Raw genomic sequence first — 26,022 nt, forward strand, 5'->3', positions numbered from 1 at the left:
CGGATCATTTTATCGCTGGGCTTGGTTTAATAGATTTAATGGTTTCCTTTAAGATTGAAAAAGATAAAGGTTGATTAGGATATGCATTTGCAATGGCCTCCGGCAAAACCTTCAGTCGGATATCGGAAAAAGAATAGCCTAAACCAGATTCTCCATTAGTAGCCGACATCAAGGCCAACTCATCAAGTTCTTTCTCAGTAAAACTCATTCCATATAGACTTTGAGCGTACAATTCTTTACATTCTTCAAGGGTAGGCCTTTCAAATTCTAATATAACGGCTGCCCTACGTAGAATAGCTTCATCAATAAAGTGCAGTCTATTAGTTGACATAAAAATTATTGCCCGTCCATTTAACTCCCTAATTTCATCAATTTTCTGTATCAAAGTATTTACAGCGGCCTTTTCTTCCTGATGCATTTGATTTGTTCCACGAGTAGTTGCGATAGCATCAGCTTCATCAATTAATAGGAAAGCAAAACGTCTTTTGCCCGCCTGAGATTTTAATTCTGAAAAGGCATCATTTACTAGTTTTCCCATTTCGCCATGCAATCCTTCACCTCTTACGCGGGTGCTCAATTTTAAGAAAAACCCTTCTTTTTTTAACTCCCTAGTCATCTTATCCGCGATAGAAACAGCGGAAATGGTTTTTCCCGTACCAGCATCTCCTGCGAGAATAATTAATGGGTACTTTTCTTTCAATTGTTTTATAATAGGTAGCTCGGTTTTATGGTGTTTTTTACTCCATTCCGTAAGACTATCTTGGTCTAAAAGCAACTTTAGATTATTGTATATGCGTTTAAACTTATTTTCAAACCCAATAAGAGATTCCGTTTGTGCTTGAACCTCTTTGTTGGGAAGTTCAATTGTATTGTCAAAAATTGCAGCCATTATTTGTAGTTGGTTTTTTGAAGTTCATAGCCTTTGCTAGCATATAACTGTGCGTTGCTAGAGGTTAAATGGGAGAATGTTGTATCATCAGATGTGGTTACCCATCCAATCTTGAAGTCGTTGTTATCATAAAACTCTTTTTGTTGTTGACTAGATAATGTTCGCCATCTGTTGGTGTAAGAAAGATATACGGTCAAATAAGTATCATCAATGTTCTGCCAGTCATTATTGCGTCCGGCCCTATCACTATCTGATTTGTTACCATCCTCATTTATTTTAAACTTTGCCGCACGTATTGTATAGTCATCTGACCTTCTTTTAAGTGCAATAGACACCTTATCGAGATATTTGTTCTCTGCCAATTTTATAATATCGTGCATTATCTTGTCAACATAGTCGGTAGACCATTTGCCGGTTCTTCTAGCTATGGTGCGAATATCAGCCTCACAACTTTCAAAAGTTTTTCTGATATCGACTACCGTATAAGTATTTGTATTTGTCTGTGTGTTATACATAATTAATTTAAGCTAAAAGTTGGACCAAAAACACGCTTCCATTCATCTATAGTTGCGCCTTCATTATTTCTTGATTGAGCTAGGTTAAGGGAATCGAAGGCATCCTCGGCTTCCTCAATAATTTCTGCCCATTTATTGTCATCTATTTTTTTCGCGGAGTTATTTTCGTTATTGGTATCGTCCGCTACGTATATGGGTGTATCGTAGTAAGGGATACTGTTAATAGCATGGTCAAATGAAATTTCGGGAAAACTTGATTCGCTTAAGAATTGAAAAAATCTTATAATACCTTCTTCAATACCTGTTTCCACACCTTGAGTGGTATCCAAATAAGCTACAATCAATTCAATTGAAAATGAAGAAATGCCTGGTTCATCGTCATAAGGCTTTAGTTCTTTATAGTTCTTCCACCATTTCAAAGCCCTTACAATTGATGTGTAAGAAGGGTTATCCTTGCGGAGCCCGTTTGAAAATTCAAGATGGTTTTCTACACTTGTGATATACTTTCCGCCACCACCTCTTTGTGGTTGCCAAACATAATTTTTAGGGCTTTCAATAGGAACCACAGGCACTATATCTACTTCCAGTCCCGAACCAGAAAATCTTATTTTAATAGATTTTGTATTTCCTTTGGCATCTACATCTCGCATTATATCCTTTTGTGGATATATTTCTTTTAAGTACTCAACAATAAAGTCATGCAATTTCTTTAAGTCATTCTGGATGTTATCGTCACCGGTAACATATAGTACCAAATCAATATCTATTGGATTATCTCCTGTTGGTCGCAGGATTGTATGTTTTTTCCATGAGCCAGCCAAAAGGAACTTTGTAACCCTCAATCCGTTGCTGTCATCATTTTTGATTTTGTCCTCTAATTTTTTTTTCAGGTTATCAATTTGATCCCTGTATTTTCCCATATTGTCTTTATGTAACCTTATTTTGTCAATAAAAGGACGGAGGCTATTGTTGTCTAATCTCATAATCTTTTAGTGTTTTCTTAACATTTTGATTTCAATATTTGCGCCAATCTTTAATTTTCGCTAACTATGTCATATTGACAGATTTATCTTAATTATGGTAACTCCAATACTGGAGCTACCATAATCAGTCCTCTAGTCAGATTGCTCTAACATTGAGACTATGCCACTTATAACAATAAGAGTTGCAAGGCCAAAGATGATAGCTTTTGCAAAATCGCCATGCGCACTGACACAATTGCCTTTATGACATATACTTAGCTCTCCTTTGGAGAAATTAAAACTATTCATAAAATGAATTTTTAGGTTAAACAATCTCCATTTAGAGCTGTGGAGTTCCGCTCTTTACTATCCCTTACTGTCTTTCCTGTTGCTTCTAATGTGTTCTTTGACGGTTATGGTTTTACCGCCTACTTTTCTTTTGTGTTCCGGGATTCTGTTGAATTTTTTACCCGATGAATCTTTTGCCATAATCTAATTTTTAAAATGGAAGGGATTTTCGTTATATTTGAACCTCCCCATTAATTATTTACTAGCACTTTATTTGTTAAACCAAGGTTTTGTGAGTGCCGTCCACTCATATACCTTAATAGATATATCCGTTTTGGTATATAGATGAATACTGATACGAAACAAGACATAGATTTCGAGAAAATGCCTAGCGTTGAACTGCTAGAGTACATTTCTTTTAAAGAAGAATTTCCTGCTGAAGCCCAATTGGCTTTTGTACAATTCTGCTATCGTTTTGGTAAGGATTTAAAACGCAAGTCTGAGATTTATTGCAATAAATATGGATATAGTGAAGTGGTTGCTTTGGAAATAGCGAACTGTACTTTTGCTAGGGTATGGAGGTACCCCACCTTTGATAAGGAGAAATCCAAGGCCAAAGATTTGGACAAAGGGATACTTCTATGGATGTATCGAATTTTATACACGCAAATAATAAAATATGGTGAACAGAATAGTTGTGCCGAGCCAACCGAGGAAGAAGATTTAAGCTTGGTCTCTAACGCTGATGAATTATTGGATAAGTTCGATATCCCAGATCCTGAGGCGAAGAGAATAGTTAGTGCAAAACTAAACACCATAGAAAGAGCCCTTACTCAATTATCCGATAAACACCGTATTATTTATTTTACCTATAGGGCCTACCAAAAGGAAGGTAAAAAGGTCCCAAGATCAATCACTAAATTGTTGAGAGAAAAACTTTCTTTAACTCAAAAGTCCGTGAACACCTACTACGGAGATGCACACAGACACGTTACGAACTATTTAAACATTTTGAATGGCCAAGCCTAAGAAAATAGAACTAATCGAGATTGCTCAATTGGACAGTTGGTTAGGTTCAACAGGTTTCCTCTTTCCCAGTAATGAACTTGAGCTTGATAGATTCAATAGATTATATGAAGATTATGACTATAAACTGGATGAAAAATCAATTGATCCAATTGCGATAATTAAGGGTACATTTCATAGAGAACCAAAAATCCTAACAATGTTTGAAAATGATGTTGATGACGAAATAGAAAGCCTAAGAATGGTTGCCAGAAAAGGAAACAAAGACTTGCCGCAGCACATCATAGATAAAATGCGAAAAAAGCACAACCAAGATTCTAGTGATTCGGAATAGACCAGACATAAAGGAACTGGCTGAAAATATTGCATTGGAGTACCAAGAGAAGGCTACACCACTTGACAGGATTTTAGAAGATGAAGGATTGTCCGTATTTTATGATAGTTATGGCAAGGACACTTTTGATGGAATGACTTTCTATGATAGCGGAAAGTTCTATATTCACATAAATACAGATCTGGGAAACAGGCCCGATTCCGCAAGAGGACGGTTCACATTGGCCCACGAGCTTGGACACTACTACATAGACTCCCATAGAATTGGATTGAAAAAGGGATTGTTGAAACCGCATCCATCAAGAACAAATCAAAAGCAGTTTAATCAGATAGAACGGGAAGCAGATTTTTTTGCATCTTGTTTGTTGATGCCCCAAGAAAGGTTTTCAAAAGACTTTTATCGCAAAAAGTTTAGTATTGAATTAATAGACTTTTTGAAAGATGAATATAGCGTTAGCAGAACTGCCTGTGCATTTAGATTTGCTGATATTGGGAATCACGATATAATGATCATCTACGGGGAAAATGGCAAAATATGCTGGAAATATTGTAGTGAACAATTCCCTTATCAATACTTATTGTACGAAAACAAGGTAGCTCCTAATACCGTAATGGGGGAGTATTTTAAAAATATTACCGACAATTTATTTAAAAAAGAAGAAATATGGGCGGTTGATATTTTCAACTATGTAAAGGACGGCGATATACAAAGAAAGTTCTTTGAACATTGCATTACATACAAGGACAAGGCTCTTAGTATTATTTGGGAAGAATAAAGAATCACTTCCTCTTATCTCCACTCCCTTTATCAAAAGCCACCAAATTGAACAATTAGCTCGTGTCGTCCTGATTGTTATTTAAAGGTGCTCGTGAATGTTCAACGCCTTTTGTCTTTGGACTTCATATCAAAACTAATCAAGTTGAATATTTGCCGCATTCGTGAGCGTACCCGATTCCCATAACGTTCCTCCAGTTCCTGTGCATTAAGGTTGGTGGTGGCATGGGTCTGGATGTTATGGTTCAGGAACAGTTCGTAACGGGACAACAATATTTCACCCAAGACATTGCAGTCCTTCCCAAAATGCCGTCCAGTGGGTTCTACGCCCAAATCGTCAAAACAGTAGAATTTTTTATCCCCATAATCTTCAATGATTTTATAGCCGATATTGTTAAAGGCAAAGGCAATGTTCCGGGTAGGGATGACTTCATAAGGTTTACGGTGGGGCACAATATGGCGCAATAGTTTCATCAGACTGGTTTTCCCACAACCCACGGGACCGGAGAGCAAAATGCCCTTATGGATATCAATGCCGAGTTTTTTGCAGTTCGCCTCGTCCTTGATGTAATAATTGCACAGCTTAAAAAGTATATTGCGGTCCTCTTCATAAATCCTGAATTTTTTGCCAAAGAGCAATTTCCCCTTGGCATTGAGGTAAACGAGCATTTTATCAAAATCGTAAATGATTTCATTGTTCCTAAAAGTTCCCAAGGTATATTGAACGCTGCCCTCGATGATGATATGTGGTTTATGGGAACTCATAGGGGTTCACTATAATTTTTATTGGAACCCGTCTTTAGGTTGTCCGTGTTTTGGCCAACCGCAACCATCGTTTTTTCCGTTTTGAGCTCGTCGGCTTTTAGCATCCAATTGCGAGCTGTGGCCTGCCAATCGATGATTTTTGTTTTGCCGCCTACTTTCCAACCGATGCCCTGATAATGGTTGTAAAATTTTTTGGCCTCCAGTTCCGGCCAATTTTCTTTTAGAAAAAATTCGATGACCTCATTTTCATTTTTGGGCCGGTCAAGTTTATTCCCGTTTGTATTGTTTTTTCCAGTTTGTATATGTTTGTTTATAGGTACCACCGCTTGTCCATTGCTTGTCCCGATATTGGTAGGGCTTGGGTACAGTACTTGTCCATCACTTGTCCCAAAATTGAACATCTTGATTTTGCTCCCGTGAAAGGGATTGTGGGAAGGCTCGTATAACAGGTATTTCCAATAGTGCAGCTCTTTTATGCAACGGTGGTAGGTAGTCTTTGAACCAATTTTTGAAAACTGCATCACTTCTTCCCGGTTGATATGGAAATTATCGGGGAAGTGGTAATTGTTCCATAACTGGAACAGGGCCACGTACAGGCTGATGTGCGTGGGGTTTAAACGGCCGTCCTTGGAGAATTGCAGGAACACGGCGTTTAGGTGCTTGATGTAGTTTATTTGTTCCAAAGAGCCGTTAGACTTTGTTGTGGATTTTGTTCTTTTCCATCACGTTCATAATCTCCTCGTAATCGTAATAGAGTACACCGCCCACCTTGGTATAGGGCAATGTGCCATTGATTCTTAAATTCTGTAAGGTGCCGGAAGAGATTCCCAAAAGCTCTTTTACCTCTGGGGATTTCAGCCATTTTTTGAAAGTATGCCCGGACTGGTTGTTAAGAAGTTGCTTGATGTCGTCGAGTAATTCCATTTTGAATTCCCGAAGGTCTTCAGTGGTAATGATTGTTGCTGCCATTTGTAAAAACGATTTAAATAAAAGAGACCATCGCCTTACTGTCACCTAATTTGATGGCCTCTCTTCTGATTTGACTTTCGTTTTACAAAATTGATGGGCTTTGGTGGATATTTTTCAATAGTTGAACCCACCTTGGGAATGATTTTTTGGAAATATTTTTTAAAGGAAATAGGGCTTATTTGTCTGTTCAACAAATAGTTGCCCTATCAAAAACCATCAAATAAAATGTAAAATGACCTCATTGTTAAAACACCCAACTTGGGGTTAGGTTGGGAAAATCACTCATTGGATTCTTCCATTCTTTTTGTCAGGGTCTCTTTCATTTTATCGATGAACTTGGTGCTATTGGATTTTCGAGAACGTATCTCAATGAAAGTGTGGTAATAGTTGCCCAAATCAATATTAAAGACCAACTCGCATACTACAGCAATTTCTTTGATATCTGCAGTTCCACTGTTGATGACACCGCTACTATCAAGTGCATAAATGAGTTCAATGAGGTCTGTTTTACTTCCTGTCCAGAAAAGCTTGGAGGAGTGTATTGGTTGTGGTGGGCTTATCATTTCCATACCATTATTGTCAAGTTTGTCTATTTGTTTTTTTAAATGAATAATGAGCATATCGTATGCCAAGATAGTGGCAACCGTAGCATCATGGCTTGTTGAGAATTGTTTATCTAAATAAAAGTGAAAGGTGTCGGGATACAGGCGAATATCTGCTTTTCCTCTTAAAAAATATTGCTCATCTAGAGAGGTGGCTCCTCTTCTATAATAATGATAGAATTCTAGGTTGTCATTGAAATAAACTTGAAGTTTTTCAATATGACCATTCAAGTATTTAACTTGGGATTTATTGCTTCCTCTAGGCCGCTTGCCTTCAATACCAAAAAGCTTAGAATAATAAATGAGCCTACTGAAAATCTTGGGTTTTTGGTGTTTAAAAAAGTAAATTTCACTTTCAATGTCTTTAAATGGGTTTGTAGTGATATAGCGATTTAATGCTTCAAGCGCTATTTTACTTTTTTTGACACATTCCTCAGCTTTTTGTAGTATATCAACCGCTTCATTCTCAATAGTATTTATTGATTCTTCAAATGAAGTTATTGTATGTTGAATTTTTTTGTTCACTGATAATAGCCAATGAATTCCAATTTGGATAGAGTTAGTCAAAGGTTATAAGGTTCATATAATTTCATTGGCAGTAAACTAGGTAGGATAGTTCATAAGCTTTATTTAAGTATTTGTTTGAATTCAATTGAAATAAAATGAACATGGCAACATCAGCTTTGGAGATTTTCAATTTAATGGATTTGTCATCCGATAAAATTTGTACTTATAATTGTCCGTTTCTTTTCCTTGTACCTTGCCTTGCCATTACCTAATCAAAATTTATATCCTTGACATACTTTCCCAAACTTGGCAAAGGGGAATTTAAATATCAACTTTTAATGTTAATATCCCAATTCCGGGATTCTTCAAATTGCTTATAAAGATGGGCGAACATTCCGTTTTTCTTTAGAAGTTCTTCTGGGCTCCCAAATTCGGCAACCTGGCCCTTGTCCAATACAATGATTTGATTTACGTATTTCAGAATATTTGAACGGTGTGCAATGACAATAACTGTTCTTTCGGGGTTGTTTGTGAGATTGGAGATCGCTAGACTGATCGCTTTCTCATTTTCAGGGTCCAATGCAGAGGATGCCTCATCAATTAAGACAATACGTGCGTTTTTTAGAAATGCCCTTGCAATGGATACCCTTTGGCGTTCCCCTCCCGAAAGTTGCATTCCGCCTTCACCTACTTTGGTGTCCCAGCCGTCTGGCAAACGTTCGAGCATTTCATTGAGCTGTGCTGCCGTTGCAGCTTCTCTCAATTCTGTTTCGGTCGCATCGGGCTTGGCTATCAACAAGTTCTCTTTTATGGATGTATCGAACAAATAAACATTCTGAAAAATAATTGCAATATCCTTCATCAAGGTATGATAATAGTCGAGCTGTTTAATGTCGGTTTCGCCAATGGTTATCATACCCTGGTCTATGTCATAAAATCTGGCAATGAGCCGTATGAGCGTAGTTTTTCCCGATCCCGAAACACCGATCAACCCTGTGGTACTTCCTTGAGGGCAACTGAATGACACATTCTTTATAACCGGCTTCTCCCCATAACCAAATGATACGTTTTTAAATTGGATGTTTGTATTTTTAATTTCCCTGACCGGATGCTCGGGCATTTTGAGGGTAGAGGTCCGCATTAGGTCCTGTACCCTCATTATGGCATTGTCCATGGCTTTTAATGCCCCGATCAACTCTGTTAAATGTGCCAAAGGTTCAAAAAACCGTACCGCCAGAATAAATAATACTATGGCAACGGAAACAGAAAGTGATTGGTCTAGAAAAAGGTGGGCCACCAATACGGTGACTATGACAAACCCAATGGTTATTGCTGCAATGAAGCTTAAAAAAGGCAATGTTGCCCGTTCTAAACCTTTGCGATAAACAATACGGTGTTCTTTTAATGTTTCATTAAGTGACATTGTTCCCTGGATTCCCTTTCCGGCAGCTCGAAGCACAGACTGGGCCTGACCGATTTCAATGGCCTTTCCTGCTATTTTTGTTGCCGCTTTATCCAGTTTAATGTCTTCTTCCGCCGATATTCTGGCGGCCCATCTCAAAACGAAAAGCGATAGGGGCATAATGATCAGCAAAATCAAACCCGTTATCCAGTTTATAAAAAAAGTAACTATGATGATGACCGTAGGTACCAATAAAGCAACAATGGTCGGCGCTCCTACCGTTACGGCCAATTGGGCAATCAAGCCGATGTCGGTGGTCAGATTGCGGGCCAATCTCGTTTTTTTATCCCCTGTAAACCAACCCAGTGGAAATTGTGCAATGCGGGCCATGGCATTTTTTCTTAATTGGGCGGCCATTTTCATGCTTGCGCCAAAACCTATTGGTGTTGCCATCACCGTGAGAACGAGATATAGCAGAAAGCAAATAAACCCCGCTGTCAACCACGGTTCAATACTTGGGAAATCTGGTTGTGGTCGTAGTACTACCTCGAGTATAGGAACCAAAAAGGCCAGCAATAATCCTTGGAGCAACGCAAGGGCAATATGAAAAACGGTCAATTGTAGAATGACATTTTTGTCCGGGAAAAGTGTATAGAATCGTCTGATCATTTTTGTTGATGTAGCTTAAGTATTAAATATATGGTTGCGGTTTAATGACTGCTTTGGGCTCTCCACATTTTATAATAGAGTGCTTCATTTTTAATCAATTCTTGATGTGTTCCCTTTTCGACAACTTCCCCTTTATCAAGAACAACAATTTGGTCGGCATTTCTTATGGTATACAGACGATGGGCGATCATAATGACCGTTCTATGCTTGGTAAGGGTATTTAGGGCTCGTTGCACCAATACCTCGCTATCCGGATCCAATGATGCCGTAGCTTCGTCCAGGACCACTATGGGAGCATTGGATAGAATTGCCCTGGCAATCGTCAATCGTTGGCGTTCCCCACCAGAAAGACCACTGTTTTTAGCTCCTAGAACCGTATTGTATCCTTTCGGAAGCTGTTCTATCACCTCATGTATATAGGCCGCTTTGGCCGCATTTTGCACTTCTTCTTCCGTTGCATCTGGTTTGGTAATCCGAATATTTTCCATGACCGTGTCATTGAGCAGTACAACATCCTGAAATACAAGGGACATGTTGCCCAAAAGATGCTCGGAACCGATCTGCTTGATATCTATCCCTCCAATGGATATGCGTCCTTTCCGCACGTCATAGAAGCGTGGTATAAGATTGGCCAGCGTAGATTTTCCAGAACCGGAGGGCCCTACCAATGCGGTAATGGAGCCTTGTTTACATTCAAAGCTAATATCTCGGACAACATCGTTATTGGCGGAGTATGCGAAGGACACCTTATCAAAACATATTGAAAACGCTTTGGGCTTTTGAGGGTTTTTGCTTTCGTCTATGGTTTGTAGAGACAGTATTCTTTCTATATTGGATGCCGACAACCTACCTTTTCGCAATCCTTGGGAGCCATGGACGGCAGGTACCAATGTATTGGGCAGGCCAATGCCGACTATAAGAAATGGCAGAAAATCTTCAACCAATAGCGTGCCATTGCCAATCAACAACAATCCGGTAATCACCAGAACGCCCAGTAAGGTTACTTCTGAAGCAAAAAGCCTCGAAACGGCAGAGCTATATTGTGTTTCTAAAACCCAAACGCGCAAGGCATTTGTATATTCTTTGACCGCATTGTCAAATCTGGACAATAACCTGCCGCCCACACCAAAAGTTTTGACTACCGTAATACCATCTGCATATTCCACGGCAGAGGTGCTGATTTTTACTTCTGCATCCAGCAATCTATCCATATGAACGGTAGCGGAACGCATTGCAATTTTATAACTGACGAACATGATGAGCAATACGGTAATGCTTACCATGGTCATTTGCCAGTTGATCAAGAACAGGTATGATAACCCAACAATTACAGTGGTTATGGCCGCCAGCATTTCGCGAAGGGAATGTGCTATTAACTGGTGCATTTCCTCCAGATCGGTGGTCATTACTTTTTTAATGGCACCGGACCCTTTTTCCTTAAACCACCCTAGGGGAATTGTTCCGAGGTGGCGAACAAGGTCGACCCGAATTTTGTACAAGATTTCAGCATCTGCAATGTGCCCTAGTTTTGAAGAATAGAACAGGAAGAACAATCTAACTGCTGTTCCGATAATGGCAATGAAAACCCACATCCATATCGTTTGATAAGAGACGCCTGTATTTTTAATAATCAACCGGGCAATTTCAGAAATGGCTATATAGGGCACTAACCCTAGTGCGGCACTTAAAACAGCTAGGACACATCCAGCTATCACATAGTTTCTTACAGGGGACAATAACCGTGATAAAGCTCCGGTGCTTATAAGTTTAGATTTTTTTGCCATACCTCTTTATTATTTTAGTTACCGCTATTGGCCTTAATTAATTTAGTTTGATTCTAAATAACTATATTTGAAGTTGCAAATATGATGATTTAAAACAGCTGGAAATCAACTGTTGGAGATTATAAAACAACGTAAGAAGAAGTAATTTTATGGGATATAAAATGAGATTGGGAGCTGAGACGGTATCTCTTAAGAACAATTTTTTTAGTAATGAACTCTCCAAAAGTATGATGGCCTTTAAAGACGAAACAATTTCATTGGAGTTGAAGAATTTGTCTTTGAACCACTTTCATTTAATACATGGTAAACAGATTGCCAAAGCAAATAGCAGTTTTTCAATAAACTTCAGTGATTCCTTTTATGCAACCCATTTTGTGCTGAAAGACAAGAATCCAACTAAGAAAAGGACTCCTTCTGCATTAAATACTTATAGTGCTTATTACCAAGACGAAGCAAGACCGGAAACAGGTCTGGTGACCCAAAATCATGAATATGAGTTTTTGGAACTGGCCATTCGTGAATCTTTTTTTGAAAAACTGATCAATGAAGATGATCCACTTGCCAACAGGCTTCAAAACATTTTCTGTAAAACGGGTTACGAGACAACACCGAAATATCCAATACGGTTCGAAATGTACCAGTGTATTACTGCATTGAACTATAATATTTTCTCAGGTTCGCTTCAACAACTGTTTATTGAAACCAAGGCAGCTGAGCTTCTTTTGCTGCAAGTTCAATCATTTAATAATAACGATGGAAACCTAAAACTAAGGTCGCGTGATATTGATTGTCTGTATGATGTACGGACATATATTGAACAAAATTACGCCACCTCTTTTTCCATTGTTGATCTGGCCCAGCAGGTAGGGATAAACCAGACAAAGCTTAAAAAAGGATTTAAAGAACTGTTCGGCACCACCATTTTTGGTTATTTACGCGATTACAGAATGACAAAAGCCAAACATATGTTGTTGGATGAAAAATTATATGTAGGCGAAGTTGCAGATCGTATTGGATACAGGCACCCTCATCATTTTACAGCTGCTTTCAAACGTAAATACGGTGTATTGCCCAGCGAATTAAAAAATGACTAATCCCCTGTATATTACGTTTCTTTATTACGACGGGTTAAGAAGTTGAAATTTTTAAAAACCAAAACCCAAATAAACATCATTATAACAAGTAATCCGTAAAAAACAGTTTTGTACCCAAATTGTTCAATAACGCTACCACACCAAATTATGGCGGGAGTATAGAGCAAATAACGTAGAAACAACTGTATGGAATAATCTGTACCTTCTTTTCCGTTTCGGACATAACTCATTGAAACATCATTGATTACCATGGTGTTAGTGCCCACCATCAACCCCATTATTAGAATATAGGGTAAATGTGAATAGGCTTGCATTCCATCTACTGTAAACAAGGCCAAGGAACAGACCACGCAAATTATAGAGCTGCAGAGCGCTGCCATTAGTTTATGACGGTTGGATGCGGATTTGAGGAGAATACCCGATAAAAACCCGGATACTATTGAAGCGCATGCCCCTCCTATCCCGAACAGGTAACCCACCTGATCTAATGCAAAACCTTTGTCTATTAGCAAAAGACCGGAGAAAGAGAAACTTAAATTGGCGGGAATCAATAAAACTGAGACCACAGGAATCCATTTTCTAAATTCCTTTTCCTTAAAATAGGTTATGAAATCTTTAAACGCTATATCTTTCCGGGTTTGCTTTTTTTTACTTTCGTTGGCGTATTTAATGGTGGCGAATATGGGCAGAAGGGTAATGGCACTTAATATTAAAATCGCATTTTTCCAGCCCAATTGATCATAAAACAACATTAGCGCCCCACTACCTATTAAAAGCCCTAAATAGTTGCCACCGGTCTGTATGCCATTGCCTATGGCACGTTGTCCAGTTCTAAGAGACTTTATAGCGAATGCGTCCATTGCAATATCCTGAAAGCTCATGCAGGCCATGGCCAGGGTATATAAAATAGCTAATAATAAGGTCTGATGAACGTTTAGGAATACGGACGGAAGAAAAAATAGCACGTATAGGATGGTAAAAACGGTTGCCCAATTAAAATATTTTTTCCCATACCTGTCCACAAGGGGCGCCCATAGAAATTTGATGGTAGAGGGTATGGCCACCAAGGACATATATGTTATGGCTTTTAAAGACACCCCTTCGGAACGCATAATGGCGGGCAAGGCCGTTCCCATAAACGCGATGGGAACCGTTTGTGTGCTGTACAACAGCCCCAGCACAAAGTATTTTCTCGTTGTTTTCAAACCTAAGAGCTAAAATTTGGAGAGTATACTTACTCCAAATGTTGCAGGTAGGCCCAGCGTTGTGTATGGAGCGCCGGAGGGATATACAAATGAAAGGTAGCGTTTGTTAAAGATATTCCTTGCCCAAAAATGAACATCTGTTTTCTTATAGGAAACTCCAACTTTTGTGTTGAACAGGGAATAGGGGTTTTGTTTTACGGAATTCTCTATGTTCAAATAATTTTTCCCAATGGAGCTCCACTCTCCGCGTATCGTTCCTTTTATTTCTTTTGAAAGATTGGTTGTGTACTGCACGGCGAACATAGAAGTAAACTCGGGCTGCATGATAAGCCAGTTTCCTTTCAGGTCTATTTCCTTGCCCGTGCTTACATCCGGTTTGGTAAGCTTTGTGTACCTTCCATGATTGAAACTAAAATTATAATCTACGTTCAGCCCTTTTAACGGAACGGTCATAATTTCCAATTCCATTCCTTTGATTCTAGAATTCCCTGTATTTCGAGTACCGGTTTCGGCAGGGGTGTTGCCGAAAGCCGTAACCTGCATATCGCTCCAATCGGTATAGAAAAATGTTAGGTTGCCGAACAATTTTTGATCAAACCAGTCTGACTTATAACCAAGTTCATAATTGTTACTGAATTCCGGATCATAGGCATAAAGATCCGGGTCCGAACTTATTGCATTTAAACCACCTGCCCTGAAACCTCTGGAATAGTTTGCATATACCATCGTTCTTTTTCCTGGAAGGTATGATACATTGACCTTGGGCGATAGGGCTTTATACTTTCCGCTTAATCGGGTTCTCTCTACCAATTCTGTATCCGGAAGGCCCTCCTTTATCATTGTGGTCTGTGTGTAGCGCACTTTGGTTTCCCTGTCGTATCTTAATCCTGCGGTAATGTTGAGTTTGGGTGTTGGTTTGTAGGTGGCTTGCCCAAAAAATGCATAACCATCGTTGGTAAGCTTAGATGGTGTTTTAAGGGTGTAGGGGGCATAAGGGTCGTTTAACATAGTGCCGGCATCCTCTCCCACAACCAACAATGTTGTTTCTTTTTCAGGATGGTGGATATAAAATGCACCCGTTGTCCAATTAAACCTACTGGATTTTTCGTCTTTGCTATTGAAACGTATTTCCTGTGTAAAAGTACGGCCACTATTATCCTTGGGGCTCCCTCCATAACCAATTTCATAAAAGTCATAGGAACTCCAATCCCCGTCCCATAATCCATTTTTAATAAAGATGTTTCTGTACTGAAAGCCTGTAATACTTGTCACATCAAACCATTTACCATGATGCTTTATTGAAAGGGAAGTATTGTACCATTGTCTGTGATGGACCCCTTTTACATTTTGATCGGTTATAAAGCCGTCCGATAGGGCAATACTATCATTTGCTATATACGGAAACGTACCGTGATTGAAAGTTTTCTGGGCCTTTGCATTTAAAGTAAGTGCCCAGTTTTCGGATGGGAGATATCGAAGGCTTAGATGTCCTTCCAATTGCCCGTTTTTGTCAAATACCTGATTGTCAAATATATTGGTATAATATCCGTCTGCTTTATTATAACTGCCCGATATACCTACAAACAATTTATTTTTAACTATCGGTGTATTGACACCCGCAGAATAGCGTTCCGTCCCATAATTTCCTATACTTGCCTCCCCAAAACCATTGGTCGTATTGCCGGGTTTTTTGGTAATTATATTGATTACACCTGCCATGGCGCCCCTACCATATAATGTTCCCTGGGCACCCCTTAAAATCTCCACTCTTTCAATATTGTACAAATTCAGCAAGTTATTATAGTCATACAGCATAATGTCATCCACATATACTGCTATGGCCTGGTCTCTTGCATTGGAGTACATGCCCCTAATGGTATAGGAAGGCAGGTCACTGCCCACATGGGAGATCAATAGGTTGGGGACAACGGCACTGAGGTCCCTCATAGACCAAAGCCTATAGTCTTCCATCTTTTTTGAACTCAATACAGAAATTGCTATTGGGGTCTCAAGGAGTACGGTTTCCCGTTTCTCGGCCGTGATGACCACTTCCTGTAAACCTATGGAACTTTCTTTTAGGGTTATGTTTAATCTATGCTCTTTATTTGCATTTATGACGATGGATTTAAAGACACTTTCATAGCCCAATGCGGTAATTTTAAAAGAATGTTCACCGGGTTCAATATCATAAAGTTTGAATTTTCCCAGTTGATCCGTTGCAGTTCCTTTATGTGTATCTTCCATTAGTATGGAAGCATTTACAATGGGCTGTCCATTTATATCGGATATCGTCCCGATTAAACTGCCACTGGTCTGTTGGGCATATACACTTCCTAAACTATAATATATGATAAGAAGAGGAAGTACTTTAAATAAATGTATTTTCATTATTTAGAATTATTTTAAATAATATTTAGGATTGCAAATATGCCTACAGATAACCGATGCACATCAACGTATGAGGAAATAATATCAACGTAAGAAGCCGTAATGTTGGTTGGAGAACAGTTATTTAACCAAAGTCTGTCTAACAAAATTCATGAAAATGGCTATTTTTCCTAAAAATGACCTTCCTTCTATAAATTGTATAGAGAAAAACTTAAGAGGTACCGATAAATGATTTATAACTCCAAACATGATGCTTAGCCAAGAAAAGATTCAAATTCGCATCATATCGATTTTTTTTGAGATCTAACATATGAATGGAAAAGATGTCATTAATAAGATGTTTTGAAAAAAAACAACTGTCGTGGCAAACCATGTTTTATTATTTTTGCTTGGCTATAAGTATTTGCATTACCTGATTTGATTATCCTTGTTATATTTTTATATTTCAATCTTTTTGAAACTGCAAGGAGCCCATTTTCAAAACAGTAACCAGAAACAAAAATCAATTTATAGTTGTACAACTAAAAAAGGTGTCCCGAACAACTGTTCAAGGAAGCCGATTTTCACTAATACAACATTCTAATTTTTAAATGCAGAAAATTGCCATTCGAAAACTAAGGGAGCCCTATTTTTCAGGAGGTTTTGAAACGATCGATCTTGGCAATCTGCTTGTGGACAAAAGGATGGAGGAAGACTTGCATCGTCATGATTTCTACTTTCTGCTTGTCCTGGAAGATGCAAATGGGGTGCACTCCATTGATTTTAATGATTTTCCTGTTTCCTCAAATTCAGTTTTCCCAATCCGTCCCGGACAAGTCCACCGTTTAACTCTTGAGCAAGGCAGCAAAGGCTATCTGATTACATTTGATGCAGATTTTTATACTCCTTCAAACAATTACCGAAAAGAAACCTTTCGGAAAGCATTTCTTCATAATTGTTACAAATTGGAAAGTTTTAAATTCGATACGATTCTATCCGTCTCAAGGTTTATTTTTAATGAATTCACCCGCAGGGAAATGGGGTACGAAGAAATCATTAAGGCCAATTTAGATATGCTTTTTATAGAATTAACGAGAAATATATCGGAGAAAAACACCCTGCCGAAACGAAAGGAACCATATGAGCAAGTATTGTTGGAGGAGTTTGTGCAATTATTGGAGCGCGAAATATGTACAAATAAAGAAGTCAATGAATATGCGAACATGCTTCATACTACCCCATATAAACTAAACAGCATTACCAAAAATTTATTGGGAAAGACTTGTTCCCAACTGATTACCCAACAGATTATTCTGGAAGCAAAAAGATTATTGCTGGCAACTTCCAATCAAATAAATGAAGTTGCCTTTCAATTGTGCTATGAAGACCCTGCTTACTTCATTCGATTCTTTAAAAAACATACAAACTATACACCACAAGCATTCCGCGACAATTTTAGATAAGTACAATTATTTTCATTTTTTGTCCTATCCAGACAGTTAAGTTTCAATGCATTTTTGCAAAGAAATTTTCGTCTTATGGACAATCAAAACAAGAGGTCTGTTTTTTATGTACTAGCTACCATACAGGTTACGTTGATATTTACGATTAGCCTAATTTTTGTGCCGCTACCGCAGATAGCCCTTGAAATGGGTTTGCAGCAAGCAGATTTATTACTTATCACGGCTGCATATGGGCTTCCATACAGTGGGCTGTTATTGTTTGGCGGTAGATTAACTGACAAATACGATTCAAAAAAAGTATTTATTATAGGCTCTTCAATATTTGCACTAGCTTCATTGCTCATTGTGTTTGCTGGTAATTTTGAATTGCTCGTTGGACTTCGGTTTTTGCAGGGAATTGGGGGCTCTTTAATAGCACCTGCTTCTATTGGGATTTTGAAAAAGGTTTTTACTGACGAATCCCAATTCAATAATGCAATGGCGCATTGGGGAGCTTTTTCCGTCTTGGGAGCAGCTCTAGGTCCTGTTTTGGGAGGTGCCGTCATTGCTTTTGCTCCTTGGCGTTGGCTATTTCTCATCCCTTTCGCAATTTCGGTCATTGCAATTTTATTTGTAAAGCATAGACTTGAAGGAATCAATTTATCAAACGTCAACACTGACCAATTGGGCTTGGATATTAAAGGCACAATTTTGGCAACATTGGGCATTTCTGTATCCAGTTATGCGCTAATTGTCGTGGATGCCTACTCTTGGGGTTCGCCTCAAGTGATCGTTCCATTGGTAACAGGTATGGTGTTCATCGTAGCCTTCTACTTTATAGAAAAAAGAGTGGACACCCCTTTATTGCCTCCCGATTATCTGCTCGACAAAACACGCTCTGTTGGGTTAATAAGTATTTTTATGGCTGCTGCCGCCTCTGGACTGTCTATGTTTTTTTTGACCTTGTTCCTGCAACAAGTAAAAGAGTGGACTCCCCTAGAGACTGCCGGCGCTTATTTGCCGTTTGCAATAGTTCTGGTGGTAATGAACAAATATGCAATGTTAATGGTTCGAAAATGGGGAACCCTTATCACTACATTAGTCGGGTTATCGCTAAGTACCTTAGCTTTCATATTATTAACATTCATTGATTATGATAGTAGTTTTGTCGTTGACCTCTTGCCTGCACATACAATACTGCCCGTTGGATTATCAATGATTTTTTCAGGTTCGGCTGTGCTCTCCACGGCAAATGTCAGGCCTTCCGAAATTGGTTTGGCAGGAGGTGTTATGAATACTTCGATGGAACTTGGCCCTACAGTAGGTCTTGCCGTATTCATGTCGGTTGCCGCTTTCGAAAACGATATGGTCTCAGGCTACTCATTGGCATTTAAAACCGCTGGGGTCGCATTTGCTTTAATGTCTTTGCTCTTGTTGTACAAAACCTTTAAAACTAAATAAAAATGAATACAATACTTAAAATTGTGGCAATAGGCATTGGAGCTACCTTTACTATGGATATTTATGCCTTTGTTTTAAACCTTTTTGGAATAAAAGGGCTTGATTATAGATTTTTAGGGCGGTGGATAGGACATCTCTTCAACGGAAAATTCTATCATGATAAGATTTTTGATTCAACCCCGATCAAGTACGAACAGATCATTGGGCAAGTATCCCATTATTCCATCGGGATATTCTTCGCATTTTTATTGGTTGCAACTTTTGGAAAAAAATGGTTGGACAACCCCACGCTTTTTCCTGCTTTGGTTATTGGTTTATTTACTATGGTTGCCCCATTTTTTATAATGCAACCGGCATTTGGCTTTGGAGTGGCCGGGACTCATTTACCTGACCCCAACAAAGCAAGACTTATGAGTCTTATCATCCATTGTGTTTATGGGTTCGGTTTATTTGCTATAGCATTCACAATCAATTCTTTTTTCCCTTACAAATCTTTTAATTATACTCATGTGGGCCAATTTTCAAATTCTGCTAAATCTGAGAGCTACCACATTACATTTCATACCCAAGCAAATAAAACTCTTGGGAAAGACAATGTTCTTCAAGTTTCAGGAATCGGTGTTCGGGGCTTTACGGATTCTACTGACAATTTTGAGAAAATCAAGAAGGTAAACTTGATTAAATACGAAACAGTAGTAATAAGTTTAGGCGATGATTCTTTTACTGAAAAAGGAAACATTATTTTTGGTAATAACGATACACTTAAAATTGAAACTAAGGGAAAAGGCGCGTTCAAAAAGATGGAAGGGGGAAAAGTAGTAAGAGGTGCCGTTATGTGGGACATTATCGAAGGTACAGGACGATTCAGTAAAACGACAGGTTTTATTACCACAAACTTTCACTTTGACCCTGTAAGTGGAAAAGGCAAAGAAGAGCAGGTGGGCGTACTTTTTCACAAATAGGAATTCAGAGTTGGTTACAGGACAGAATTAAGAATGATTAATTTATAGAACAAAATGGAGAATAAATTTGAAGCAGGCATTAACATTGCCATAAAGATCCCTAAAAATAAATATGAGCGGACGGTTACTTTCTATAGAGATATTTTAAAATTAGAAGTTGAAGAAAAACCGATTGACAATCCGACTGTTTCAAGGACGCATGAAGTAAAATTTGGAAACAATGTTATATGGCTCGACTGTGTGGACAACTATACCCACTCCGAAACCTGGTTGCAGCTTACGGTTCCTGAAGTTGAGGAAGCAACACAGTATTTGCGTTCAAACGGTGTGGAAACATGTGATGAATTGGAAGAGCTTCCTGAAAATATGCATTGGATTCAGGATCCTGCAGGAACGGTGTTCAATTTACAATCAAGAGTACAAAAATAAATTCATTATTCAAAAAAACAGAAAGCTATTCATATAATTTATATGTACTAGCCACTACTTAACCTGACAGTTGTGGTTAATCCGACACTTGAAAAGAACTTTTAAGCTCATTGTGATCGATGAGCTTTTCTTTTGCTAAAAGTATTGAATCCTCGAAAGTCTGCAAAGGTGTCTTGCCATAGCAGTGTTTTCCTGTGTGCGTCCTCTCGGTGTTGTACCACCCGATCCACTGATCGAGGTCGTTCTGTAACTCTTCGATGGACTTGTAGACCTTCTTTCTAAAGGCGACAAAGAAGAATTCATTCTGCATGGTCTTGTGGAAACGTTCACAGATTCCATTGGTCTGCGGACTCTTTGCCTTGGTCTTGGTGTGGTCGATGTCCTCAATGGTCAGGTAAAGCTGGTATTCGTGGTGCTCCCGTTTTCCACAGTACTCGGTTCCCCTGTCGGTCAATATGCGCAGCAAGGGAAGTCCTTTCTGCTGGGAGAAGGGGATTACCCTGTCATTGAGAAGGTCGGCGGCCGTAATGGCGTTCTTGCGGTCATAGAGCTTTACGAACGATACTTTGCAATAGGTGTCGATAAAGGTCTGCGCATAGATACGGCCAATCCCTTTGACGGAACCAACATAGTAGGTGTCCTGTGCGCCCAGATAGCCCGGATGGTGCGTTTCTATCTCTCCGTGTGCCTGTTTCCCCTCCTTTGCACGTTCCAGGGCCTGTAACTGGTCCTCGGTCAGCACGAAGCCATCCTGGGCGGATTTGGCCTCCAAGGCCTTCAACCGTTTTTTAAAGGTCTCTAGGTCATGGTGTAACCAAACACTCCGTACACTACCGGGAGATATGAACGTTCCCCGCTTCTTCAGTTCATTGGAAACACGTAACTGTCCATAGGCAGGAAGCTCGGTAGCCATCGCTACAACGGCCTTCTCAATTTCTTCGCCGATACGGTTCTTTAAAATGGGCTTCTTTCTCGAAATTTCCTGAAGGGCCAGCTCTCCACCCTGCTCATAAAGTTCTTTGAACCTATAAAAACTATCCCGACTATATCCCATGACCTTACAGGCTTGGGATACATTGCCCAACTGCTTGGCAAGTTCCAGCAGTCCTAACTTTGGTTTGATGATCTTCTCTTCTGTACTCATCTGACAAATCTAATTTAAGGGTTAAACTAATTTATTAAGATTGTCAGATTAAGTCTTAACTATTACAAATAATGATAGAATTCTAGGTTGTCATTGAAATAAGCTTGAAGTTTTTCGATATGACCATTTAAGTATTTAACTTGGGATTTATTGCTTCCTCTAGGCCGCTTGCCTTCAATACCAAAAAGCTTAGAATAATAAATGAGCCTACTGAAAATCTTGGGTTTTTGGTGTTTAAAAAAGTGTATTTCACTTTCAATGTCTTTAAATGGGTTTGTAATGATATAGCGATTTAATGCTTCAAGCGCTACTTTACTTTTTTTGACACATTCCTCAGCTTTTTGTAGTATATCAAACGCTTCATTCTCAATAGTATTTATTGATTCTTCAAATGAAGTTATTGTATGTTGAATTTTTTTGTTCACTGATAATAGCCAAGCGAAGGTGTTTTTAATACTGAAAGCATATACTTTTTTAAGAATCTTCCTTTTCCATCTAAAGCTTAAATTTATTTCTATTATTTCTTCATTTTCATAACCAAGCTTGTTTAATTTTCACTTTGTCTTTATTAATGCCATTTTCACAGCGAGTCCGGTTAAGACAGAAGCCATGAACCATTTTTGTATCCTTAACCAAATCGGTTTTCTTGCAAACCATTTTGCCATTTTTGCAGCTGAAATCACTATCAGAAAATTAACAGCAAAACTTATGATGATTTGAACGATTCCAAGTTGAAAGCTCTGGCTTAAAATTGAACCGTTTTCGGGTTTTATGAACTGTGGAAAAAATGAAAGATAAAACACTGCCATTTTGGGATTGAGCACATTGGTCATAAATCCAATGTTAAATAGCTTGAGCGGTTTGTTGGGCTTAAGATTTTGGTTGGTGTCAAAAACTCTATCTCCTGACCTAATGGACTTATATGCCAAGTATAAAAGATATCCAACACCAAGAAATTTCACTGTTACAAATGCATAGGGTATGGCAAAAAATATAGCGGTAAGCCCAAACGATACCATAAGTATATGAAACAGGAAGCCACACAGCACGCCGAATAGCGAAATAATTCCAGCATTCTTTCCTTGGGATAGCGACCTTGAAATCAGATAAATCATATTTGGCCCAGGTGAAAGAACCATGATGAGTGCCGCCAATCCAAATAAAAGTAAATCATGAATTGGTATCATTCTTCATTTTTGGTGGGAGTTACGGTTTTTAAAACCCGATATCTGGGCGAACCAACCTCTCTAAAATGGGCTTTGTCTTTTAGTTTTGATATGACTTGTTCCCGAGCCTCCAAACGGCTTTTTGCGTCGGAAACTTTTTCAAAGTGATCAAAATCTGCTTCGGATGCCCAATGCACAAGATTATAGATTCGTTTTCCATCAATGCTTGCCACAAATGTGGATGAAATATATCCGGGATAAGGGGCAACGAACTTTTCTTGAACTTCGGCAAACAATTCAACAAACAGATCTTGTACATCGGGCGTGTCTACATCGTATTCTATAATGGAATAAAATCCTAAATCGTTTTGCATATCATTTTTTCTATGGTTATTATTATCTTCGGGTTATGTTTAGGCTATCTTCATGATTCTGTTATGTATTTCCTGTTGGGATTTCTCGAAAAGTTCGCCCCCGTATTCTTCATTGTCCAGCGAAATGATATCAACATCGTGTACGCCCAGAATTTTGAAAATAGTTTGTAGATAATTGGTCTGAAAGTTCATGTGGGCATTACGTTCTCCTTCGGCATATCCGTTATCTCCTCTGCTCGATAAAATGAACAGTTTTTTATTTTCCAATAATCCTACATAATCCCCATCCGGTTTTCCTGATCTGAATTTCCAAGTTTCGTTTATCCGCATGATATGGTCTATATATGACTTTAAGCCACTTGGAATGGACCAGTTGTACATGGGAACTCCGATAACATAGATGTCTGCTTCCTTTAATTCCTTTACGAGCTCATTGCTCAGCTCTAAAGGTTTCTGGTTTTCTTCGGTCCTGTTTTCAACCTTTGTGAAAGAAGCTCCAATCCATTCATTGGTAATATGCGGAACGGGAGTTAAACCCACTTCCCGATAGTTGTAGGTGTCTTCAGGGTGTTTTTTCGACCAGGTTTCTACAAAGAGTTTTGTGAGCGCTCTGCTGTGCGAGTTTTCTGCTCTTGTACTGGAGTTGATTACTAATATTTTACTCATTTAAATTCTGTTAAATTTATTTTTCTACTTTTTAGTTTTTCTTCAAATTAAGAATGTCAATATCATTGACTTCAATTCTGCTTTTCAGTTTTAAGGAAGGAGGAGATTGACCTGGTTTATTTTCCTCTTTGCTTGAACCTCTTTTTCAACTATTGTATAAGTTTTCGGGGATTTGTGCTAAGGTTGATTCATGCACCTTATTTCCTGTTGTATAAAATTCCTGAAAACTCATAATCAAAGGTTTCCACTTATCAGGGTCAACTCGATTTGGATTATTATCCATAATGATAGATTTGTTTAAATAAACGCTGTTTATTTTAAGTTCAAATGTCATAATTCTCCCGTGCTGTGTACTATCATCCTCCGCCAATTTATGAATGGCTTTGACAACTGCTTCCATTTGCACGGGGCATTCGTTAACCCTAAAAGGTTTGACGGTTTCAGATGTTGCCCTTGTCAATCCTGCCAATTCAAACTTGTTTTCTTCGAAACGATATCCCTTTAATATTTTGGTATTCGGAACAGGATTGGAACCAGTGGTCTTGGCCAATAAGTTCACGGCTTCTACTTCTTGTACCGAGGGTAAATTTATAACGGCTTCTTTTGTCGCCATCAGATTTTTGGTCGTTTGGGATGAAGCACCAAGACCAATAATACACCTCCAACCTAACCAGAAAATTGAGGATATAGGAGCAAGGTTGTCTGTATCATTGGCATTTTTAGTACTGATAAGTGCTACCGGTGTACCGAAATATAAGATGGAGGGATGACTTTTGATGTTCATATTTTAATTGCTGTACTATGGTTTTATTGTTTCCAGTTAAGGTGTCCATTTTGTCAAATATTTTGATAGAGGGATTCCCTAAGCTGTCAATCTTTAAAATAATTTGCGATATTTTGTTGGTAGCGCCATTTTGCACAATTCTAATGTTTGGTCGTTATTTTTTTCATGAATTTGCTTGCCATCGGTACAATGATCAAGGTAGCAGGATAGCTGATACAAAGGCTTATGGCGGTAGATTTTACCCAATGCTGGATGAAATTTTCGTGAAAGCCTTCTGCGATTGCTGTATTACCAAAAGCCATTACCACGGTCATGGGAAAAGCAACCAGAAAGTTGAATATGTAAAACTCATATTTTTGAAAAAAACGCATATATATTGCAACTCCATTTTTTTAATTAAACAAATTGGCAGATAGAAACACGCCATAGTTTTCTTTCGTTATTTTTTCCGCACCAAAAGCATCCCAATTAGCGCCTAAACCAAAACTGAAATCCTTATAACTTACTCCGGTTCGTAGCATCAGGTAACTTCTTGCATGATTCCCATCAGAAATGGTTTGGTTGTACAATCCTTGAAGTCTGGAATAAATGCTCCAATTTTCATTTATTGTGGGTTTGTATTCTACCATCGCAAACCCCTCTATGATGCCACCTTCGTTAAAGCCGATCAATCTAGGGCTTACCATAAAAACAAATGTTCCCGAACCTTTTGTGTACATCAATGCCGTTGTAGGGCGTAGTCCGGTTACCGGAGTATAGTGAACTCCTCCAAAAACTCCCATTCCTTTAAAAAAGTCGTACTTCAGGTTTATCTGGTTCATTGCATCTTGGGACAACTTTTCGCCCCAACTCGATGAAATATTGGTGACACTAAAAAATCCTAATCTGGGAATTGCACTAAATCCTTTATTTATGATCATTTGCGAAGCATAACCGTCGTTGCCCACCAATATTTCCATTATTACAGGAGAACTTTGCTTTTGCTCATCATTGTCTGTTTGAGCAGATAAAACGATAGGGGGGAGCAGTAGTGCAAAACACAGAGACCATTTTATAAATAACATTTCCATTAAACTCTTTTAGTTTGTCATATCAATTTTCGGGATGTTGCTTATGACCTGCCATTGTTCATTTTCAAGCACGCAAACGATTGTTGAATTGAATTTTAATTGGTCACTTTCCAGCATTGTCTTTGCAATGGCAATATTTCCCATTTGATGAACATCTTCATACTTTATGGTTCGGGGATGACCGCCGAATTTTTTAGTCCGGACCAAATCAATGTATTGTTCTTTTGAGAAAACAAAAATTCCTGTTTGTTCAAAATGTCCATCTTGAATGTTCTGGTAATCTGGATGTAATATTTGGTCGAGAATTGCTACATCGTTGTTGTCACCGCCTTTTACAAAGGTTTCGATGGCTTTTTTGATTTTTTCCATGAG

Annotated in this window: 29 protein-coding genes; 8 read left to right on the top strand and 21 right to left on the bottom strand. The window is 38.6% G+C overall.

All coding sequences use genetic code 11. The annotated features are described in order from the left end of the window. Positions 1-4 precede the first annotated feature (4 nt). The 4 genes from QSE00_RS04640 to QSE00_RS04655 form a co-directional block, all read right to left on the bottom strand. A complete protein-coding gene (locus QSE00_RS04640; protein ID WP_286105023.1) occupies positions 5-889 on the bottom strand; it encodes an ATP-binding protein in 885 nt (294 codons plus the stop codon). Beyond that, positions 889-1,404, bottom strand: a complete 516-nt coding sequence (locus QSE00_RS04645) for an HORMA-1 domain-containing protein (protein ID WP_286105024.1) — start codon at positions 1,402-1,404, stop codon at positions 889-891. The genes QSE00_RS04640 and QSE00_RS04645 overlap by 1 nt, the downstream gene beginning before the upstream one ends. A gap of 2 nt (positions 1,405-1,406) precedes the next feature. Next, entirely contained in the window at positions 1,407-2,387 is a 981-nt protein-coding gene (locus QSE00_RS04650; RefSeq protein ID WP_286105026.1) for a CBASS oligonucleotide cyclase, read from the bottom strand. 345 nt (positions 2,388-2,732) lie between these two features. Continuing rightward, positions 2,733-2,855, bottom strand: coding sequence for a hypothetical protein (locus QSE00_RS04655; RefSeq protein ID WP_286105027.1), 123 nt, complete (start codon positions 2,853-2,855; stop codon positions 2,733-2,735). A gap of 144 nt (positions 2,856-2,999) precedes the next feature. Here QSE00_RS04655 and QSE00_RS04660 point away from each other — a divergent pair, with 144 nt between their 5' ends. Genes QSE00_RS04660 through QSE00_RS04670 form a run of 3 tightly spaced genes read left to right on the top strand, consistent with a single transcriptional unit; the run spans position 3,000 to position 4,789 of the window. Continuing rightward, positions 3,000-3,683 (top strand): RNA polymerase sigma factor, encoded by a 684-nt coding sequence (locus QSE00_RS04660; RefSeq protein WP_286105028.1) that lies wholly within the window; start codon positions 3,000-3,002, stop codon positions 3,681-3,683. Beyond that, complete coding sequence (locus QSE00_RS04665; RefSeq protein ID WP_286105029.1) at positions 3,670-4,014, top strand: hypothetical protein; 345 nt, start codon at positions 3,670-3,672, stop codon at positions 4,012-4,014. The genes QSE00_RS04660 and QSE00_RS04665 overlap by 14 nt, the downstream gene beginning before the upstream one ends. Continuing rightward, positions 4,001-4,789 (top strand): ImmA/IrrE family metallo-endopeptidase, encoded by a 789-nt coding sequence (locus tag QSE00_RS04670; protein ID WP_286105030.1) that lies wholly within the window; start codon positions 4,001-4,003, stop codon positions 4,787-4,789. Before QSE00_RS04665 ends, QSE00_RS04670 begins: the two co-directional genes overlap by 14 nt. A gap of 101 nt (positions 4,790-4,890) precedes the next feature. Here QSE00_RS04670 and QSE00_RS04675 read toward each other — a convergent pair whose 3' ends face one another. The 6 genes from QSE00_RS04675 to QSE00_RS04700 form a co-directional block, all read right to left on the bottom strand. Continuing rightward, on the bottom strand, positions 4,891-5,553 hold the full coding sequence (locus QSE00_RS04675; RefSeq protein ID WP_286105031.1) for a P-loop NTPase family protein: 663 nt from the start codon (positions 5,551-5,553) through the stop codon (positions 4,891-4,893). Continuing rightward, positions 5,550-6,236, bottom strand: a complete 687-nt coding sequence (locus QSE00_RS04680; protein ID WP_286105032.1) for a hypothetical protein — start codon at positions 6,234-6,236, stop codon at positions 5,550-5,552. Before QSE00_RS04680 ends, QSE00_RS04675 begins: the two co-directional genes overlap by 4 nt. Before the next feature lie 7 nt (positions 6,237-6,243). After that, the gene (locus QSE00_RS04685) at positions 6,244-6,522 is read right to left on the bottom strand and encodes a helix-turn-helix domain-containing protein (protein WP_286105033.1); all 279 of its coding nucleotides are present in this window, start codon (positions 6,520-6,522) and stop codon (positions 6,244-6,246) included. A 278-nt stretch (positions 6,523-6,800) separates the two neighbouring features. Then, on the bottom strand, positions 6,801-7,649 hold the full coding sequence (locus tag QSE00_RS04690; RefSeq protein WP_286105034.1) for an RteC domain-containing protein: 849 nt from the start codon (positions 7,647-7,649) through the stop codon (positions 6,801-6,803). Between the two features lie 310 nt (positions 7,650-7,959). Further along, a complete protein-coding gene (locus tag QSE00_RS04695) occupies positions 7,960-9,702 on the bottom strand; it encodes an ABC transporter ATP-binding protein (protein ID WP_286105035.1) in 1,743 nt (580 codons plus the stop codon). Positions 9,703-9,743: 41 nt separating this feature from the next. Continuing rightward, positions 9,744-11,486: an ABC transporter ATP-binding protein gene (locus tag QSE00_RS04700; protein WP_286105036.1), complete on the bottom strand. Its 1,743-nt coding sequence runs from the start codon at positions 11,484-11,486 to the stop codon at positions 9,744-9,746. Positions 11,487-11,635: 149 nt separating this feature from the next. On the opposite strand from QSE00_RS04700, the gene QSE00_RS04705 reads away from it, so the two are divergent. After that, the gene (locus QSE00_RS04705; protein WP_286105037.1) at positions 11,636-12,580 is read left to right on the top strand and encodes a helix-turn-helix transcriptional regulator; all 945 of its coding nucleotides are present in this window, start codon (positions 11,636-11,638) and stop codon (positions 12,578-12,580) included. Between the two features lie 11 nt (positions 12,581-12,591). Here the strand turns inward: QSE00_RS04705 and QSE00_RS04710 are convergent, their stop codons facing one another. Both QSE00_RS04710 and QSE00_RS04715 read right to left on the bottom strand, forming a co-directional pair. Then, positions 12,592-13,785: an MFS transporter gene (locus QSE00_RS04710; RefSeq protein ID WP_286105038.1), complete on the bottom strand. Its 1,194-nt coding sequence runs from the start codon at positions 13,783-13,785 to the stop codon at positions 12,592-12,594. 9 nt (positions 13,786-13,794) lie between these two features. Then, positions 13,795-16,173 (bottom strand): TonB-dependent receptor, encoded by a 2,379-nt coding sequence (locus QSE00_RS04715; protein WP_286105039.1) that lies wholly within the window; start codon positions 16,171-16,173, stop codon positions 13,795-13,797. A 590-nt stretch (positions 16,174-16,763) separates the two neighbouring features. Between QSE00_RS04715 and QSE00_RS04720 the strand changes: the two genes are divergently transcribed. The 4 genes from QSE00_RS04720 (at position 16,764) to QSE00_RS04735 (ending at position 20,446) form a co-directional block, all read left to right on the top strand. Next, complete coding sequence (locus QSE00_RS04720) at positions 16,764-17,615, top strand: helix-turn-helix domain-containing protein (protein WP_286105040.1); 852 nt, start codon at positions 16,764-16,766, stop codon at positions 17,613-17,615. Between the two features lie 75 nt (positions 17,616-17,690). After that, complete coding sequence (locus QSE00_RS04725) at positions 17,691-19,055, top strand: MFS transporter (protein WP_286105041.1); 1,365 nt, start codon at positions 17,691-17,693, stop codon at positions 19,053-19,055. Positions 19,056-19,057: 2 nt separating this feature from the next. Next, complete coding sequence (locus QSE00_RS04730) at positions 19,058-20,017, top strand: DUF2938 domain-containing protein (RefSeq protein ID WP_286105042.1); 960 nt, start codon at positions 19,058-19,060, stop codon at positions 20,015-20,017. A 54-nt stretch (positions 20,018-20,071) separates the two neighbouring features. Next, the gene (locus QSE00_RS04735; RefSeq protein ID WP_286105044.1) at positions 20,072-20,446 is read left to right on the top strand and encodes a VOC family protein; all 375 of its coding nucleotides are present in this window, start codon (positions 20,072-20,074) and stop codon (positions 20,444-20,446) included. Positions 20,447-20,522: 76 nt separating this feature from the next. Here QSE00_RS04735 and QSE00_RS04740 read toward each other — a convergent pair whose 3' ends face one another. From QSE00_RS04740 to QSE00_RS04775, 9 genes are all read right to left on the bottom strand, one after another. Continuing rightward, positions 20,523-21,590 carry an IS481 family transposase gene (locus QSE00_RS04740; protein ID WP_286105046.1) on the bottom strand — a complete coding sequence of 356 codons (1,068 nt, stop codon included), beginning with the start codon at positions 21,588-21,590 and terminating at the stop codon, positions 20,523-20,525. A 62-nt stretch (positions 21,591-21,652) separates the two neighbouring features. After that, positions 21,653-22,015 carry an RteC domain-containing protein gene (locus tag QSE00_RS04745; RefSeq protein WP_286105047.1) on the bottom strand — a complete coding sequence of 121 codons (363 nt, stop codon included), beginning with the start codon at positions 22,013-22,015 and terminating at the stop codon, positions 21,653-21,655. Between the two features lie 129 nt (positions 22,016-22,144). Next, complete coding sequence (locus QSE00_RS04750; RefSeq protein WP_286105048.1) at positions 22,145-22,777, bottom strand: LysE family translocator; 633 nt, start codon at positions 22,775-22,777, stop codon at positions 22,145-22,147. Then, on the bottom strand, positions 22,774-23,130 hold the full coding sequence (locus QSE00_RS04755) for an antibiotic biosynthesis monooxygenase family protein (RefSeq protein WP_286105049.1): 357 nt from the start codon (positions 23,128-23,130) through the stop codon (positions 22,774-22,776). Before QSE00_RS04755 ends, QSE00_RS04750 begins: the two co-directional genes overlap by 4 nt. A 39-nt stretch (positions 23,131-23,169) precedes the next feature. Then, positions 23,170-23,796 carry an FMN-dependent NADH-azoreductase gene (locus QSE00_RS04760; protein ID WP_286105050.1) on the bottom strand — a complete coding sequence of 209 codons (627 nt, stop codon included), beginning with the start codon at positions 23,794-23,796 and terminating at the stop codon, positions 23,170-23,172. A gap of 145 nt (positions 23,797-23,941) precedes the next feature. Continuing rightward, entirely contained in the window at positions 23,942-24,580 is a 639-nt protein-coding gene (locus tag QSE00_RS04765) for a flavin reductase family protein (protein ID WP_286105051.1), read from the bottom strand. Between the two features lie 140 nt (positions 24,581-24,720). Then, positions 24,721-24,951 carry a DUF2798 domain-containing protein gene (locus QSE00_RS25150; RefSeq protein WP_353477442.1) on the bottom strand — a complete coding sequence of 77 codons (231 nt, stop codon included), beginning with the start codon at positions 24,949-24,951 and terminating at the stop codon, positions 24,721-24,723. A gap of 21 nt (positions 24,952-24,972) precedes the next feature. Then, entirely contained in the window at positions 24,973-25,650 is a 678-nt protein-coding gene (locus QSE00_RS04770; protein ID WP_286105052.1) for a hypothetical protein, read from the bottom strand. 9 nt (positions 25,651-25,659) lie between these two features. Next, positions 25,660-26,019, bottom strand: a complete 360-nt coding sequence (locus QSE00_RS04775) for a nuclear transport factor 2 family protein (protein ID WP_286105053.1) — start codon at positions 26,017-26,019, stop codon at positions 25,660-25,662. Between the last annotated feature and the right edge of the window lie 3 nt (positions 26,020-26,022).

This window comes from Arenibacter flavimaris (assembly GCF_030291335.1).
GTDB lineage: Bacteria > Bacteroidota > Bacteroidia > Flavobacteriales > Flavobacteriaceae > Arenibacter.

Excerpts from the sequence above, each read along its gene's own strand:
- QSE00_RS04655 (WP_286105027.1), bottom strand. The coding sequence starts at position 2,855 with ATGGCAAAAGATTCATCGGGTAAAAAATTCAACAGAATCCCGGAACAC.
- QSE00_RS04705 (WP_286105037.1), top strand. The coding sequence starts at position 11,636 with ATGGGATATAAAATGAGATTGGGAGCTGAGACGGTATCTCTTAAGAAC.
- QSE00_RS04700 (WP_286105036.1), bottom strand. The coding sequence starts at position 11,486 with ATGGCAAAAAAATCTAAACTTATAAGCACCGGAGCTTTATCACGGTTA.
- QSE00_RS04640 (WP_286105023.1), bottom strand. The coding sequence starts at position 889 with ATGGCTGCAATTTTTGACAATACAATTGAACTTCCCAACAAAGAGGTT.
- QSE00_RS04715 (WP_286105039.1), bottom strand. The coding sequence starts at position 16,173 with ATGAAAATACATTTATTTAAAGTACTTCCTCTTCTTATCATATATTAT.
- QSE00_RS04765 (WP_286105051.1), bottom strand. The coding sequence starts at position 24,580 with ATGAACATCAAAAGTCATCCCTCCATCTTATATTTCGGTACACCGGTA.
- QSE00_RS04730 (WP_286105042.1), top strand. The coding sequence starts at position 19,058 with ATGAATACAATACTTAAAATTGTGGCAATAGGCATTGGAGCTACCTTT.
- QSE00_RS04755 (WP_286105049.1), bottom strand. The coding sequence starts at position 23,130 with ATGCAAAACGATTTAGGATTTTATTCCATTATAGAATACGATGTAGAC.
- QSE00_RS04720 (WP_286105040.1), top strand. The coding sequence starts at position 16,764 with ATGCAGAAAATTGCCATTCGAAAACTAAGGGAGCCCTATTTTTCAGGA.
- QSE00_RS04660 (WP_286105028.1), top strand. The coding sequence starts at position 3,000 with ATGAATACTGATACGAAACAAGACATAGATTTCGAGAAAATGCCTAGC.
- QSE00_RS04685 (WP_286105033.1), bottom strand. The coding sequence starts at position 6,522 with ATGGCAGCAACAATCATTACCACTGAAGACCTTCGGGAATTCAAAATG.
- QSE00_RS04725 (WP_286105041.1), top strand. The coding sequence starts at position 17,691 with ATGGACAATCAAAACAAGAGGTCTGTTTTTTATGTACTAGCTACCATA.
- QSE00_RS04665 (WP_286105029.1), top strand. The coding sequence starts at position 3,670 with ATGGCCAAGCCTAAGAAAATAGAACTAATCGAGATTGCTCAATTGGAC.
- QSE00_RS04645 (WP_286105024.1), bottom strand. The coding sequence starts at position 1,404 with ATGTATAACACACAGACAAATACAAATACTTATACGGTAGTCGATATC.
- QSE00_RS04770 (WP_286105052.1), bottom strand. The coding sequence starts at position 25,650 with ATGGAAATGTTATTTATAAAATGGTCTCTGTGTTTTGCACTACTGCTC.
- QSE00_RS04750 (WP_286105048.1), bottom strand. The coding sequence starts at position 22,777 with ATGATACCAATTCATGATTTACTTTTATTTGGATTGGCGGCACTCATC.
- QSE00_RS04735 (WP_286105044.1), top strand. The coding sequence starts at position 20,072 with ATGGAGAATAAATTTGAAGCAGGCATTAACATTGCCATAAAGATCCCT.
- QSE00_RS04775 (WP_286105053.1), bottom strand. The coding sequence starts at position 26,019 with ATGGAAAAAATCAAAAAAGCCATCGAAACCTTTGTAAAAGGCGGTGAC.
- QSE00_RS25150 (WP_353477442.1), bottom strand. The coding sequence starts at position 24,951 with ATGCGTTTTTTTCAAAAATATGAGTTTTACATATTCAACTTTCTGGTT.
- QSE00_RS04675 (WP_286105031.1), bottom strand. The coding sequence starts at position 5,553 with ATGAGTTCCCATAAACCACATATCATCATCGAGGGCAGCGTTCAATAT.
- QSE00_RS04695 (WP_286105035.1), bottom strand. The coding sequence starts at position 9,702 with ATGATCAGACGATTCTATACACTTTTCCCGGACAAAAATGTCATTCTA.
- QSE00_RS04760 (WP_286105050.1), bottom strand. The coding sequence starts at position 23,796 with ATGAGTAAAATATTAGTAATCAACTCCAGTACAAGAGCAGAAAACTCG.
- QSE00_RS04650 (WP_286105026.1), bottom strand. The coding sequence starts at position 2,387 with ATGAGATTAGACAACAATAGCCTCCGTCCTTTTATTGACAAAATAAGG.
- QSE00_RS04740 (WP_286105046.1), bottom strand. The coding sequence starts at position 21,590 with ATGAGTACAGAAGAGAAGATCATCAAACCAAAGTTAGGACTGCTGGAA.